This window comes from Pseudofrankia sp. EUN1h, from assembly GCF_001854645.1.
Classification (GTDB): Bacteria; Actinomycetota; Actinomycetes; order Frankiales; family Frankiaceae; genus Pseudofrankia; species Pseudofrankia saprophytica.
In genome coordinates this window covers 176,364-189,836 of the sequence record NZ_MBLN01000063.1, presented here as the reverse complement: position 1 = coordinate 189,836, position 13,473 = coordinate 176,364, and the positions used below count along the sequence as shown (strand labels likewise).

Sequence of the window (13,473 nt, the reverse complement as noted above, 5' to 3'; positions counted from 1 at the left end):
CGGGCCCGCCAAGCTGGGGACGCGCGTGATCGACAGCAACGGCAATGCCGACGGCCCCCAGATCGAGCGGAATTCGGGTGCCGGCGGGGCGTCCGGCGATGGCCCGATGTCTGATGGTGAAGTTCTGATGGCGCTGAGTGTCGATGGGGCGCCGGAGGCCGTGCCGAGGGCTCGTCGGGAGATCTCCAGTCGCCTGGCCCGGGCCACCTCGCCCATGCGTGACCTCGTGGGCGACATCAAGCTGCTCGCCGGCGAGCTGCTGACCAATGCCGTGCTCCACGGCGAGCCTCCCGTCCAACTGCGGCTCGTGGCCCGCCGCTCGTCGCTGCGGGTGGAGGTGGCCGACACCAGCCAGGTGGCCCCGCTGCGTGCCCGCAGCAGCGCGGACACGATGACCGGCCGCGGGTTGGCGCTCGTCGCCGCGATCGCCGCGCGGTGGGGCACGGACGTGAACCGGAACGGCAAGGTCGTCTGGGCCGAGGTCGACCTCGCCGGTGCCGACGAGCCGGCCGGCGAGACCGGCCCGGACTCCGCCGGCCGGCACCCGGCGGGCCTGGTCGAGACCAGCCTGGTGGGGACCGCCCCGGTCGAGACCGGCCTGGACGGGGCGGTCCTCGCCGGCGCGAGTCTGGACGGGGTCGTCCCCGCCGCGCGGGCAGAGCCCGGACCCGGCGACGACCGAGACGCGGTTCCAGCAGCCGCCGCGATGGCGTCGGCGGCGCAGGCCACCCCGACGGCGTCCGGTCCGGGCTCGCCGCCGCGCTACCGCGTCAGCCTCGGCGATGTCTCGACCGACCTGTTGCTCGCCGCTAAGAGCCACGTCGACAACCTCGTCCGCGAGTTCACCCTGGCCGCGGTGGGCGGGACCAACGGCGAGAGCGCGCCGGTCCCGCCGGAGCTGGCGGAGCTGATCCGGACGGTGACCGAGCGGTTCGGCGAGGCGAGGCAGGCGATCCGCAGGCAGGCGCTGGCCGCGGCGGCCGCCGGGCAGCGACGCACCCATCTGGAGCTGTGGCTGCCGGCGAGCACCGCCGAGGCCGGTGAGGACTACCTGGCGGCCCTCGACGAGGCGGACCAGTACGCCCGGGAGGCGCGGCTGCTCACGCTGGCCTCACCGCCGGAGCATCGGGCCTTCCGGCGCTGGTATGTCTCCAGCCTCGTCGCCCAGCTGCGCGCCGCGGGCCGCGGCGAGCCGGTGCCGCCGGGGCTGAGCTTCGAGGAGTACCTGCGTCAGCGGCCGGAGCGCGAGCTGCCGGGCATGCCCGTCGACGACGAGGCTCGCTGACCGTTCACCGCGGCCACCAACGTCGCCGCGTCTCCAAGGGCACCGAGCCTCCAAGGTCACCGCGCTGACGCGACCACCGCGCCGCCACGGTCACCGCGACCACGCGGCTGCCGGCACGCGGGCCTGATCGGCGACGCCGGGCTCGCCCGCGCCGGCGCGTGAGCAGGTCGCGTCACCGAACGGATGTGTCGGTCACAACGGGCGAGCTTGTAGAGGACAACAAGCAAGCTTGTCGGCGACAACGAGAATGCCGCGTCGCAGGGGGCAGAATCGGGGCGGCGGACACCGGTCCACGCGACATTTGCCTGGTCAGCGGGCTCGCCAGCCAACCTGGCGGCGCCTGCCTCCATGAGGCGGGGACCGGTGCCCACGCCGTCGGCCGGAGACTCGGTCGCCGGCGTAGCCCACCGGTAGGCCAACGCCGCGGTGGATCGGCCGGCGACGGGAGTGATCATGGCGGCGAGGCTTTCGGACGAGTACCTGGGCGAGCATGTCGATGTTCTGATCATCGGCGCCGGGCTGTCCGGCATCGGCATCGCCACCCACCTGCGCAGGCGCCACCCCGGTCGCGGTGTCGCCCTGCTGGAGGCGCGCGGCACGCTCGGCGGGACGTGGGACCTCTTCCGCTACCCGGGCATCCGGTCCGATTCGGACATGAACTCCCTCGGCTACGCGTCCCGGCCGTGGACGGGGGAGGAGTCGATCGTGGACGGGCCGTCGATCCTGCGCTACCTGGCCGAGACCGCCCGGGCCCACGGGGTCGACGAGCTGGTGAGGTACGGCCACCGGGTGGTCGCGGCCAGCTGGTCGAGCACGCTGGCCCGCTGGACCGTCGACGTCGAGCTCACCGCGGACGCCCCGCCTAGCGCGCCGGGCGGTCCGGGCGGTCCGGGCGTGCCAAGCGGTCCGGGTGCGGCGGCCGCCGCCGGGCCGCGGCGGATCCGGCTGACCTGCGACGTCCTCGTCGGCGCCACCGGCTACTACCGCTACGACCGCGGCCACGAGCCGGACTTCCCCGGCCGCGCGGCGTTCCCCGGCAGGGTGGTGCACCCCCAGCACTGGCCGGATGACCTCGACCACTTCGGACAGCGGGTGGTGGTGATCGGCAGCGGGGCCACGGCGATGACGCTCGTGCCGGCGCTCGCCGAGCGGGCCGCGCATGTCACGATGCTGCAGCGCTCACCGACGTACGTCGTCGCGTTGCCCGCCGTCCACCCGCTGATGACCCGCCTGCGGCGCGTGCTGCCGGCCCGGTGGGCCGCGTGGCTGGTTCGCTGGCACAACATCCTGCTCGGCCAGTTCATGTACTGGCTCAGCCGGCACCGCCCCGAGGCGGTGCGGCGGGAGCTGTTGGCCCGGGTGGCCAGGGCGCTGCCGGCCGGCTACGACGTCGCCACGCACTTCGCCCCGGCCTACGGCCCGTGGGACCAGCGGCTGTGCGTCGCGCCGGACGGTGACCTGTTCCGGGCGATCTCCGCCGGGAACGTCGAGGTCGTCACCGACCACGTCGACACGTTCACCGAGCGGGGGATCCGGCTGAGATCCGGCCGGGAGCTCGCCGCCGACGTCGTCGTCACGGCGACGGGCCTGCGGCTGCGGATGTTCGACGGGATCGCGCTCACCGTCGACGGCGAGCCGGTGCACGTGCCGCGGCGCCGGGTCTACAAGGGCATGATGCTCGAGGGCGTCCCCAACTTCGCCTTCGCCCTCGGCTACGTCAACGCCTCCTGGACGCTGAAGGTCGACCTGGTGGGCGGCCACCTCTGCCGCCTGCTGCGCCACCTCGACCGGCACGGTTACCGCGTCTTCGTCCCCGGCGACCTCACGGCGGATCGCGCGCTTCCGGCCGGCTCCGCCGCCGGGACGGGTCGCGGGTCGTCGGTGCTCGACCTGACCGCCAGCTACGTGCTGCGCGACGCGGGTGAGCTGCCCCGCCAGGGCGACCGCCCGCCGTGGCGGACCCGGATGAGCTACCTGGCGGACATCCGCGCGCTCCGGTTCGGCCGGGTCACCGGCCTCGACCTGCGCTTCCTGCCGCCGCCCGAGGCGGCGTCCGAGGCGGTCGTCAGGCGACCGGCCGCGCCCGCCGTCAACCAAGGCACGGCGGCGGACGACGCGGTGCCGGTGCCGTCCGTGCCGACGCAGTCCGTACCGATGCCCTCCGTACCAATACCGTCCGCGCCGACGCGGGTGGCTCGCTAGGCGACGGGGTCGGGGTCGGGGCGCAGGTCGCGGAACAGGCACTCCTGGGTGAGGCTGGCCACGAGCCGGCCGTCGCGGCTGTGGACCGTGCCGGTGTACACGCCGCGGCCGCTGGCGACCGTCTGCGGGATGACATCCATGAGCATCCAGTCGTCGAGGCGCGCCGGGCGGTGGAACCAGACGGCGTGGTCCAGGCTCGCGCCGGAATGGGCCCGCCCCTCATGCCAGGCGGCGAGGCCGCCCGAGACGTCCGACAGATAGGTGAGCACGCTCGCGTGCAGCATCGGGTCGTCGCCGAGCGGGAGCGTCGAGCGTGCCCAGAAACGGGTCGGCCAGTCCGCGTCCGGGTAGGGCTGCTCCGGCAGCCGGCTCTCCATGTTGAACAGCCGGGCGAGCTGGAGCGGCGCGAGCGTCTCCGGGTCCCGCGACGCCGGCGGGGGGCCGACCTGTCTGTCGAGGCCGTTCTCGGGCCGGTGGAACGAGCAGGCCATGTTGAAGATCACCTGGCCGCCCTGGATGGCGACCACCCGGCGGGCCGAGAACGACCGGCCGTCCCGGTCCCGCGCCACCCGGAAGATCGTCGGACGGGCGGCGTTGCCGCGGCTGAGGAAGTAACCATGCAGCGAGTGCGGCAGCCGCCCCTCGGACACCGTCCGCCCGGCCGCGAGCAGCGCCTGCGCCGCGACCTGCCCGCCATAGAGGGAGTAGGGCTCGTCGAACAGGGCCGTCGTCCGGTACAGGTCGCGGTCGAGCTCCTCGAGCGCGAGCAGGTCCAGCAGCGTGACGCCCGCCTGCCCCGGCGGCACCGTTTCGTCCCGCCCGTTCCGTTCGCTCACCGTGTCCCCTCGCCCACCCCGGCCGCCCAGCGCACTCGTTCACCGCGCGCTCGCCGCGGTCAGCCCGAGCTCAGACTCCGTCGGGGACGGGGCGGGGCAGGCGATGCCAGCGGCTCACCCGGTCTCCGGGCGCGCGGGGCGCGGGCACCAGGCTGGCGGCGAGCCGGTGGGCGTCGTGCCGGGAAGGCTCAGGGGCCTCCTCGGTGGTGCTGATGCTCAGCAGGTCCTCGTCGTTGGCGGCGGCGATCACCTGAGCCGCCCACCGCAGCTGGTCGCGCACCTGGCCTCCCGTCGGATCGACCCCGCGGCGCCACGGGCCGCGTCGGGCCCGGCTCCTCGGTCAATCCTGTCTACGAACCTCTACCACACTGTAGATGTCGCCTCCGCGCCGAGCCGGCCGTGTTTTGTTGTCCTCCTATGGGCCCCCGTGGCAGCTGAGCGCCTTTGTCGGGTCGTCCGCGCGCTGGCGCGGCCCTCGCCCGAGCGAGCGGCGTCGCGCCTGCCGTGTCCAAGGTCACGGCAGGGGGCGGCCCATTGGGGGGCTGGCTCGATTCCTCTGGCGGTCTGGAGGATGGCCGGCCATGGCCGGCGGAACCCACGGCGAGATCTCCGGCTGGGAGCCGGTCGGCGTCCTCGGCGGGACGCGGCGGTGGCCCGCCGTCGCAGGCCGGCGCGGGGGAGCGGGGCCCGCGCGCCTTTGCGCGGGCCGCGACCTGCGCGGACAACCTATTCGCGGAGCCGGGCGCCGGCTTGTCGGAGAATCGGCGCCAGGCGGCCGCTTTGCCTTCCTGTGACCGGTGCCACTCATTCATTGGCGCCGCGACAAAAGGAGTGAATGTGGCCCGGGCCACTCCACGGCGGTGGCGGGTCATTGGCCTGTCTGCTATGCGTCATAGCTCACCTCCGACCGCCTTCCAAAACTGCCGAAACGTGGTTCAGAATGGATTTGCGGCCGCCGGGGAAATGCGGTCGCGGTCACACCTGCCCCAGGAGAATGACATGCAGAACGACGCTTCCACCATCACGCGGCTGCGGTCGCAGGCCGCCGCCCGCCGGGTCGCCCGCCGCCAGCGCCGTGCCCTCGAGACCTACCTGGCCCAGGACGCCCTCTCGCCGAACGCCCGCCACGAGCTCGAGGTCATCCTCGTCCGTCAGGGCGGCTCCCTGTAGGACCGGCGTCGTCGGCCCCGCGTGACGGGTGACCGGTGACACGGGCCGGCCGTCTTCGCCGGCTGGAATTCGGCACCTTCCGGGAATACACACGGAACCCGATTTCGGGCAGTCAGCCAAAGGGCTCGCCGGATATCGGGCCGAGTGACCCGCGGCACACGCGGCGCGCGAGACCGGACAACCGGGCGTCGAGTGGCCGGACCTCGAGTTACCCGCGACACATCAGTCAGGCCGTCGGCCCGCGGGCGGTGCGCGAGAAAGGCGCGCCGGCCAGCAGGCGCGGCCAGCACCTTTCGGAGCCGACCGGGACTTCCCGGCCGGCTCCGGGTGTTTCTGGGGCGCCGCGGCCGAGTGCGTCGACATCCATGCGCGTCGGGCCGCTCGGCAATGCCCTTCCAGCGCTCTGCGGTTCCTCGCGGCTCCGCTCCGCCGGACGGCCCGCCGGACGCGCCCGCCGCATCGCCGCCCCGCCGTGCTGGCATGCGTGAATCCGTCCCTGCCAGCATCACTCTCTGTTTGAGCCGGGCGCCGATGGTGCGCCGTGCCGGAGTGCCGCCCCCGCGCCCGCTCCTCGTGCGCGCAGGTGGCGGCGTGGCCCGGCGTGGCGGGCGCGACCGGCCAGTACCTCGACCTTCTTCGACAGATGGCAATCGTGCGACTACCGTGCGTGCCGAATTGATGGTGACCGACTGTCGCAGCGAGGGGTCCGAGGCGTATGGTCCGCAAGTCCGCGCCAGAGCAGGTCGAGACGGTCGTCGTCGGGTCGGGCTTCGGTGGTTCGGTCACCGCGTTCCGGCTCGCCGAGGCAGGCCGGGACGTGCTGGTGCTCGAACGAGGCCGGGTATACCCGCCGGGTGCCTTCCCGCGTACGCCGAGCGAGGTGGCCGGCGCGTACTGGAACCCCGGTGAGGGCAGGCACGGCCTGTTCGACATCTGGTCGCTGGGCGGGTTCGACGCGGTGGTGTCGTCGGGGCTTGGCGGCGGCTCGCTGATCTCCGCCAACGCGCTGATGCGCGCGGACGAACGGTGGTTCGTCCGCCCCGACGCGCAGCCGAGCGGCCGGGGAGCCCAGGCTGGCCCTCGCGCGGCCGCCGCCGGCCGGCCCCGTGGTGCCGGCGGGTCCGCGGGCACCGGGTCGCGGCGCCGGGCGGCCGGACGGCCCTGGCCGATCAGCCGCGCGGACCTCGAACCGCACTACGACGCCGTGGAGAAGATGCTCGGCGCGACGCCGTTCCCCGCCGGCCGCCCCGGTTACGAGGCCGCCGAGCGGACCGCCGCGCTGCGCGCCGCGGCCGAGCGGATGGGGCTGGAATGGCGGCAGCCGGCGCTCGCGGTCAGCTTCGCCGCCCGCGGCGCCACCGCACCCGGGCTCGCGCTTCCCGAGGCTCCGTACGGCAACGTGCACGGCCGCGCCCGCACGACCTGCCAGCTCGCCGGCGACTGCGTCCTCGGCTGCAACCACGGCGCCAAGAACAGTCTGGACCACACCTACCTGTCGGCGGCCGCCTACCACGGCGCGGAGATCCGCACCCGGTGCGAGGTACTGGCGATCGCTCCCGACGACGACGGCGGCTGGGTCGTCACCTACGTCGAGCACCACGGTGCCGTCGACGGCACACCGCGTGACCTGGCCATGCTGCCGGCGCGCACGGTGCGGTGCACGCGGGTCGTGCTGGCCGCCGGCGCGCTCGGCTCCAGCTACCTGCTGCTGCGCAGCCGAGCGGCCCTGCCGGGCCTGAGCCCGATGCTGGGGCACGGTTTCAGCGGTAACGGCGACGCGCTCGGAGTGGTATCCGGCGCTCGCCACGCGGACGGATCCCCGTGGCCGCTGGGCGGTGCACCCACGGTCACCGCCAGCGTGGCGGTGGCGGACGGTCCTGGCGGCGAGCCCGGCTTCCACATCCAGGACGCCGGCGTTCCGGCGTTCGTCTCCTGGCTTCTGGCCGGCCACCGAGCCGCCGGTGGTGGTGGTCTGTGGGGCGGCCTGGGTCATCCCCTGCGAGTCGCCCGCGGCTGGGTCGCCGACCGGTTGCGCGGCGGGCAGGACGATCTGAGTGGGCAGCTGTCCCGGTTCGCCCAGGCCGGCGCGGACGGCGAGGCCGTCCTGGCCCTGCTGGCCATGGGCCGGTCCGCGGCCGACGGCGTGCTGCGGCTGGACGGCGACCGGCTCGGCCTCGAACGCGCGAGCACCGACCGGGACGCGGACACCGATCGGGTGCGCGCGACGATGGCGCGGCTGGCCGACGGCCTCGGCGGCCGGCTCGAGCCGCACCCGCTGGCCTCGCCACGCCGCCGAGCTACCGCGCACCCGATCGGCGGTGCCCCGATGGGAGACAGCTCGCGTGACGGCGTGGTCGACGCGCTGGGCGAGGTCTTCGGCCACCCCGGCCTGTACGTCCTGGACGGCGCCGCGCTGCCCGGGCCGCTCGGCGTGGGCCCGGCGTTGACGATCGCGGCGTTCGCCGACCTCGCGGTCCAGCGCATGCTGGACGCGAGCCGTGACCGGGCCGGCGGGGTGCCCCGTCCGCGCTCGGCGACGAGCGGCCGCGTCGCCGGCACGGCCGCGACCACACCGGCATCGGCCAAGGCGGGAGCGGTCAGGACAGCGACGGCCAAAACGGGAACGGCTAGGACGGCGACGGCCAGGACGGCGACGGCCAGTGCGGGAACGGCCGGGGCCGGGGCACCCGGGACGAAAAATGCCGCGAGGACTGGCCCGGCCGCGACGAAGGCCACGGGAACGAGCGCGACCCGGACCAGCCCGGCCAGGGCGGCCGCCGCGGGCGCGGGTTCGGCCCGGGCCACCGCGACCGGCTCGGGTTCGGCACGGGCAGGAGGCACCGCGGCGAGCGCGCCTACTGCCGCGGCCGGCCGGTCCGCGGACAGGACATCGGGCGAGATTCCGCCGCCCAGGTCGGCCGCGACGTCCGCGGCCGCGGCGCGCGGGACAGCACCCCGGCTCCCGTCGCCCCGGACGTCGGCGCCGCGGACTCCGGCGGCCACCGGGGCGACCGCGACCAAGGCGGTTCCCGCGTCCACCAACGCCAGCGCGGCGGTTCCGGCCAGGGCCGGCGGAGCGGCCGATGCCGCGAAGGGGACGCCGGGCGCGGCCAGCGCCAGCGTCGCCCGGACGACCGGGACGGCCAGCGCCGCCAGGGAGAATGGCGCGGCGAGCCTGGCCAAGGCCAGTGGCACCCCCAAGTCCGATGTCACCGCCAAGCCCAATGTCACCCCCAGGGCCGGTGCCACCGCCAAGGCGGGTGGCGCGACCAGCACCGTCAAGGACAACGGCACGGCGGCCACAGCCAGGGCCAGTGTTCCCAAGGAGACTGGGACGGCCAGCGCCGCCAGGCGGAGCAGCGCGGCGGTCGCGGCGAAGGCCGGCACGGCCAGGACGAATGGCGCGGCGGGCACTGCCAGGGCGACTGGGACGGGCGGCGCCGCCAAGGTGACCAAGGCCGCCGGCGCGGCCAGGACGACCAAGGCCGCGGGCGCGACCAGGGCATCGAAGGCTGCCGGCGTGACCAGGGCACCGAGGACGGCCAGCGCGACGAACGCACCGAACGCGGCGGGGGAGACCAGGGCGACCACGGCGCCGAGCGGGTCCAGCACCGCGACCGCGACCGCCACCGCGACCGCCACCGCGTCAGGGACGGCGCGGGGCAGCTCGGGCCCGGCGCGGGACGTCCCGTCGCCTCGGGGCGGCGCCGCGGTGGGCGAGGCGGGTCCGGCCTCGGCCGACGCCGCCTCGAAGTAGTCCGCCGGCCCCGGCGGGGCCCTGTCGGCCCGGCCCGCGGCTGAGCCCGCGGGCCGGGCCGCCGGGGTGGCCTGGGCGGATGTGCCTCGGCGCCAGGGGCCGCGTGGATCCTGTCGGATCGGTGAACTAGCCAAGAGCGGGCGCCCGGTGCTCGTAGAGTGCCGCGTGGGGGGCCGAAAGGAGGCTGGTGACCACCTACGCGGCGCTGCTGCGCGGGATCAATGTTGGTGGCGTCAAGGTCGACATGGCCGACCTGCACGCCGTCTTCTCCGGACTCGGGTACGCCGGGATCTCGACCTATCTGCGGACCGGCAACGTGCTGTTCGGCACCGAGGCGCCCAGGTCCGCGCTCGCGGCCGACATCGAGGCGCGCATCGACCGGGAGATCGGCGTGCGCACCACGGTCCTGCTGCGCAACCGGGACGAGCTCGCCGCGTTGGCCGCCGACAACCCGTTCCTCGACCGCGAGTCCGACCCCACCAAGCTGCACGTCACGTTCCTGGTGGACCGGCCTGGCAAGGCCCGCGTCGCGGGGCTCACCGCCCTCATGGCCGAGGGCGAGGACGTCGCCGTCGTCGGGCGGGAGGTCTACCTGCACTGCCCGCATGGCTATGGGCGCACCAAGCTCAACAACACCGCGATCGAGCGCCGGCTCGAGGTCAGGGCCACCACCCGCAACTGGCGCACGGTGACGGCACTGCGCGACCTCGTCACCGCGGCCTGACCGCCCCGCGCCCCGCCCAGCCGTGGCGCCCCGCCGCTGCCGAGGCGGCGGCGGCCTGACCGATGTGAAGGTCATCGCGGTTGACCGGCAGGCCGGGCGGGCGAGGATGAGGCGTGGCTGAGCGCGGGCGGGTCGTCGTCATCGGTTCCATCAACATGGACGTCGTCGTGACGGTGCCGCGAATGCCGGCGCCGGGCGAGACGCTCGCCGGCGGCTCGGTGCACCAGGTGCCCGGCGGCAAGGGCGCCAACCAGGCCGTGGCCGCGCGCCGGCTTGGCGCCCCGACGGTGCTCGTCGGGGCCGTCGGCACGGACGGCTTCGGGACCGTGCTGTCCGGCTTCCTCGACGCCGAGCGGATCGACATCTCCCGGGTGCGGACCGAGCACGCCCCGTCGGGCACCGCTCTGATCACGGTCGCCGACGGCGGCGAGAACACCGTGATCGTGGTCGCCGGGGCCAACGCCGCGGTGGGCCCGGAGAGGGTGACGGACGCGGCGATCCGCCCGGGCGACGTCGTGCTGCTGCAGGGCGAGATCCCCGCAGAGACGAACGAGTCGGCCGCCCGCGCGGCGCGGGCCGTCGGCGCGGCGACGATCCTCAACCTGGCGCCGTTTCGCGCGCCGAGCCGGGAGCTGCTCGCCGCCGTCGACGTCGTGGTCGTCAACGAGACCGAGTTCGCCCAGCTGGTGGGCGTGGGCGGCGCCGCCCGGGAGGTCGAGGAGTTGCTGCGTTCCGACGCCCGGCTGGCGGTTCCGGACGGCACGCCGCTCGGTGACGTGGTGGTGACGCTGGGAGCCGACGGCGTGTTGGCGCGGATCGGCGGTGAGGTGCTCGCCGTGGCCGGCCGGCGGGTGCCCGTGGTCGACACCACCGGCGCGGGCGACTGCTTCTGCGGCGCGTTCGGCGCGTCACTGGCCGCGGGACTGACCTTGGTCGAGGCTCTCGAACGGGCGAACGCGGCAGCGGGCCTCGCGGTCGGTCGGTTCGGCGCCGGGCCGTCCATGCCCACCGCGGCGGAGGTCGCCGAGGCCCTCAGCGCTGACCCGCCCGCCCGCCGTGTCGCTTTGGGCGCGTCGGGTGGCGAGATGGGGAGCTAATCGCGGTAGCCATGGCACAGTGTGATACGTGGTGGCCAATTCGGTGACCGATTCGACGGCCACGTCGGCGGCTCGCGAGGCGGTGACCGCCGCGGCTGGCACGCGTGCCCCGGCCTGGCGGACGCTCGTCGAGGCCTCGGGGCTGTCGGTCGGCGCGGTGGCCTCCTGGCCGGCGGTGGCGGGCGCCGCGCTGGCCGTGGGGCTGGGCTACGGGCTGCCCGCGGTGACGGCGCTGCGCCGGGTTCGCGGCCGGCTCACCCCCGCCCTGGCCGGTTTCGGCGCCGCCGACCACGTGGCGCTGACCTTCGACGACGGGCCAGACCCGCGGTCCACACCCCATTTCCTCGACGTGCTCGAGGAGCTCGACGTCCGCGCGACCTTCTTCGTCCTCGGCGACGCGGTCAGCCGCGCGCCGGGGCTCGTCGTCGACATGGCCGCCGCCGGGCACGAGCTGGCCATCCACGGCTGGGACCGCAAGCCGATGCTGCTGCGCGGCCCGCTGTCCACCTACGACCAGCTCGCCCGCACCCACGAGCTGGTCGCCGCGGCGACCGGCCGCCCACCCCGGTTCGTCCGGCCGCCCCACGGCATCCTGTCGGCGGCGGTGCTCGCCGCCGCCCATCGCCTCGACCTGACTCCGGTGCTCTGGACGGCGCGCGGACGTGACTGGGAGGCGGGGGCCACGCCGCTGTCCGTCCTCGCCGCCGTCGGGCCCGACCTGCGCGGCGGCGCCACGATCCTCCTGCACGACAGCGACCGTGCCGGCGTGCCCGGCGCGTGGCGCAGCGCGCTGGGTGCCCTGCCCGAGCTCGCCTGCCGATGCGCGGACGCGGCCCTGCGCCTCGGCCCGCTCGCCGAGCACGGCCTGCCCGGCCACCCGCCGCCCGCGCGGATCCCGCGATAGCTCAGGTCTCGGGATACCGCCCGTCGTCCGACGGACGGATAACGACCGGACCGGACCGGCTGCCCGGCGATGCCGGGGCGCCGGCGGGCAGGCTCCTCGGCGGGGCCGCGTATCTCAGCGAGGCTGAGCGGGATCGCGCCGAGGCTGGCTGGGGGCGTCAATCGCCAATTCCTGTCCGGTGCACCCGCCTCGAACCGTGATACGGAATTTCGAGGCAAAGAGAGCACGTAGAGGGCTATTTTGAGCGCCATCGCCTCGTTTTATCGTTCCCCGTTACGATGGCACCTGTAATACCGTACCCGACAGGGAGATGTTGTGCGCGAGGTTGAGGTCAAGTATTCCGTGGTGGACCTGGAGGCGCTGCTTGTCGCTCTCAGGGTTCGGCATGTTTCCCTCGGCGAGGCGGTGTACCAGGACGACCAGGCCTTTGCCCCCTTGAGCTGGTCTTTCGGCGACAGCAAGCTCGGAGTGTCATTCCTGCGGCTGCGTACGGTGGATGGCCGCCATTGGTTCGCCCTTAAGCAGCCTGGTGCGAACGCTCAGGATTGCCTTGAGTACGAGACGGAGGTCGTGGACCGTCAGCAGATGCACGAGGCGATCTTGCGTATGGGTTACCGGGCCACGGTGCGTGTCGCGAAGTCCCGGCGGACCGGCCGGCATGGGAGCACGTCGCTGTGCCTGGACGAGGTCGAAGGCGTAGGGACGTTCTTGGAGCTGGAGCGGATGGTGCCTGACGACGAGCCGGCCGTCACCATCCAGGACGAGCTGACCGCGTTCGTCGCTTCGCTGGGGATCGAAGCTGTGCGTACTACGGAGACCTACGACTCCCTGGTACGGGCCGCTCAGGAGGGAGTAATGCGGATGCCATCCAGTCGGGAGAGCAAGGATGCGGCCAGCACGGCGGCCACCTCCTCACCCGTCTGAGTCCCGATGTCGTGCACGAGGACGGCTCAGCAGGGCGTCCGTCGTCTTCGGCTCAACTGGAGGTCGGCACGGGCTCGGCTTCGGTGACCGTGGTCGCGATCTTCCAATCCCGCCCTCGACGCCACGGACCGGTGCGCTTCAGGCCGTTCTCGGCGAGCAGCATGTCGGCGGCCCGTTCGAGCTCTCCGAGGTCGGCCTCGTGATCTGGCCTGTCGAGTCGGGTGACGCCGGTGTCGCCGATGCTCTCGCCGTCATCATGGCGATGGCGGCCGACGCGGACTTCGCCGGTGTCGTAGTCGGCTTGGGCGCGCAGGTCCATTTCTGTCAACGGATCGCTTTTCGCTGGGAGGGCTTGGGGCTTAGCACCTTCACGGCGGTGGCTCCTTCGGGATGCGGTCCGGGCGGCGCATGACCCACGTCTTGTGGCAGGCGCGGCACTCGACGGTGCTGCGGCCGTCGGAGTCGGTGAACCACGTCCAGCGCTCGGCGGCGGGGTGCGGGCAGGCGCGTTGGACGCGGCGGCGGGCGAACCATCTGCGGATCACGATCGCAACGCTGCGTCAAGGCGTCTGAC

At 74.2% G+C, this 13,473-nt stretch carries 12 protein-coding genes; 8 read left to right on the top strand and 4 right to left on the bottom strand.

Going from position 1 to position 13,473, the window contains the following annotated elements:
- The first annotated feature begins 127 nt into the window (after positions 1–127).
- Together BCD49_RS23570 and BCD49_RS23565 are read left to right on the top strand one after the other, a co-directional pair.
- Complete coding sequence (locus BCD49_RS23570; protein WP_232794196.1) at positions 128–1,285, top strand: ATP-binding protein; 1,158 nt, start codon at positions 128–130, stop codon at positions 1,283–1,285.
- 453 nt (positions 1,286–1,738) lie between these two features.
- Entirely contained in the window at positions 1,739–3,487 is a 1,749-nt protein-coding gene (locus BCD49_RS23565) for a flavin-containing monooxygenase (protein WP_007515910.1), read from the top strand.
- On the opposite strand, the gene BCD49_RS23560 is transcribed toward BCD49_RS23565, so the two are convergent.
- Positions 3,484–4,323, bottom strand: a complete 840-nt coding sequence (locus tag BCD49_RS23560; RefSeq protein WP_007515909.1) for an acyl-CoA thioesterase — start codon at positions 4,321–4,323, stop codon at positions 3,484–3,486. The genes BCD49_RS23565 and BCD49_RS23560 overlap by 4 nt on opposite strands.
- 70 nt (positions 4,324–4,393) lie before the next feature.
- Positions 4,394–4,603, bottom strand: coding sequence for a hypothetical protein (locus tag BCD49_RS23555; RefSeq protein ID WP_007515908.1), 210 nt, complete (start codon positions 4,601–4,603; stop codon positions 4,394–4,396).
- A gap of 719 nt (positions 4,604–5,322) precedes the next feature.
- On the opposite strand from BCD49_RS23555, the gene BCD49_RS44255 reads away from it, so the two are divergent.
- The 6 genes from BCD49_RS44255 (at position 5,323) to BCD49_RS23530 (ending at position 12,899) form a co-directional block, all read left to right on the top strand.
- Positions 5,323–5,493: a hypothetical protein gene (locus tag BCD49_RS44255; RefSeq protein ID WP_007515906.1), complete on the top strand. Its 171-nt coding sequence runs from the start codon at positions 5,323–5,325 to the stop codon at positions 5,491–5,493.
- 715 nt (positions 5,494–6,208) lie between these two features.
- Entirely contained in the window at positions 6,209–9,250 is a 3,042-nt protein-coding gene (locus BCD49_RS23550) for a GMC oxidoreductase (protein ID WP_007515905.1), read from the top strand.
- A gap of 187 nt (positions 9,251–9,437) precedes the next feature.
- On the top strand, positions 9,438–9,974 hold the full coding sequence (locus BCD49_RS23545) for a DUF1697 domain-containing protein (protein WP_007515904.1): 537 nt from the start codon (positions 9,438–9,440) through the stop codon (positions 9,972–9,974).
- A gap of 113 nt (positions 9,975–10,087) precedes the next feature.
- Positions 10,088–11,071, top strand: a complete 984-nt coding sequence (locus BCD49_RS23540; RefSeq protein ID WP_007515903.1) for a ribokinase — start codon at positions 10,088–10,090, stop codon at positions 11,069–11,071.
- Between the two features lie 43 nt (positions 11,072–11,114).
- Positions 11,115–11,975: a polysaccharide deacetylase family protein gene (locus BCD49_RS23535; RefSeq protein ID WP_007515902.1), complete on the top strand. Its 861-nt coding sequence runs from the start codon at positions 11,115–11,117 to the stop codon at positions 11,973–11,975.
- Between the two features lie 315 nt (positions 11,976–12,290).
- Positions 12,291–12,899, top strand: a complete 609-nt coding sequence (locus BCD49_RS23530) for a class IV adenylate cyclase (protein ID WP_007515901.1) — start codon at positions 12,291–12,293, stop codon at positions 12,897–12,899.
- Positions 12,900–12,951: 52 nt separating this feature from the next.
- Here BCD49_RS23530 and BCD49_RS23525 read toward each other — a convergent pair whose 3' ends face one another.
- Both BCD49_RS23525 and BCD49_RS43670 read right to left on the bottom strand, forming a co-directional pair.
- Positions 12,952–13,218, bottom strand: coding sequence for a hypothetical protein (locus tag BCD49_RS23525; RefSeq protein WP_007515900.1), 267 nt, complete (start codon positions 13,216–13,218; stop codon positions 12,952–12,954).
- Between the two features lie 49 nt (positions 13,219–13,267).
- Positions 13,268–13,444, bottom strand: a complete 177-nt coding sequence (locus BCD49_RS43670) for a hypothetical protein (protein WP_157845276.1) — start codon at positions 13,442–13,444, stop codon at positions 13,268–13,270.
- Positions 13,445–13,473: the final 29 nt, after the last annotated feature.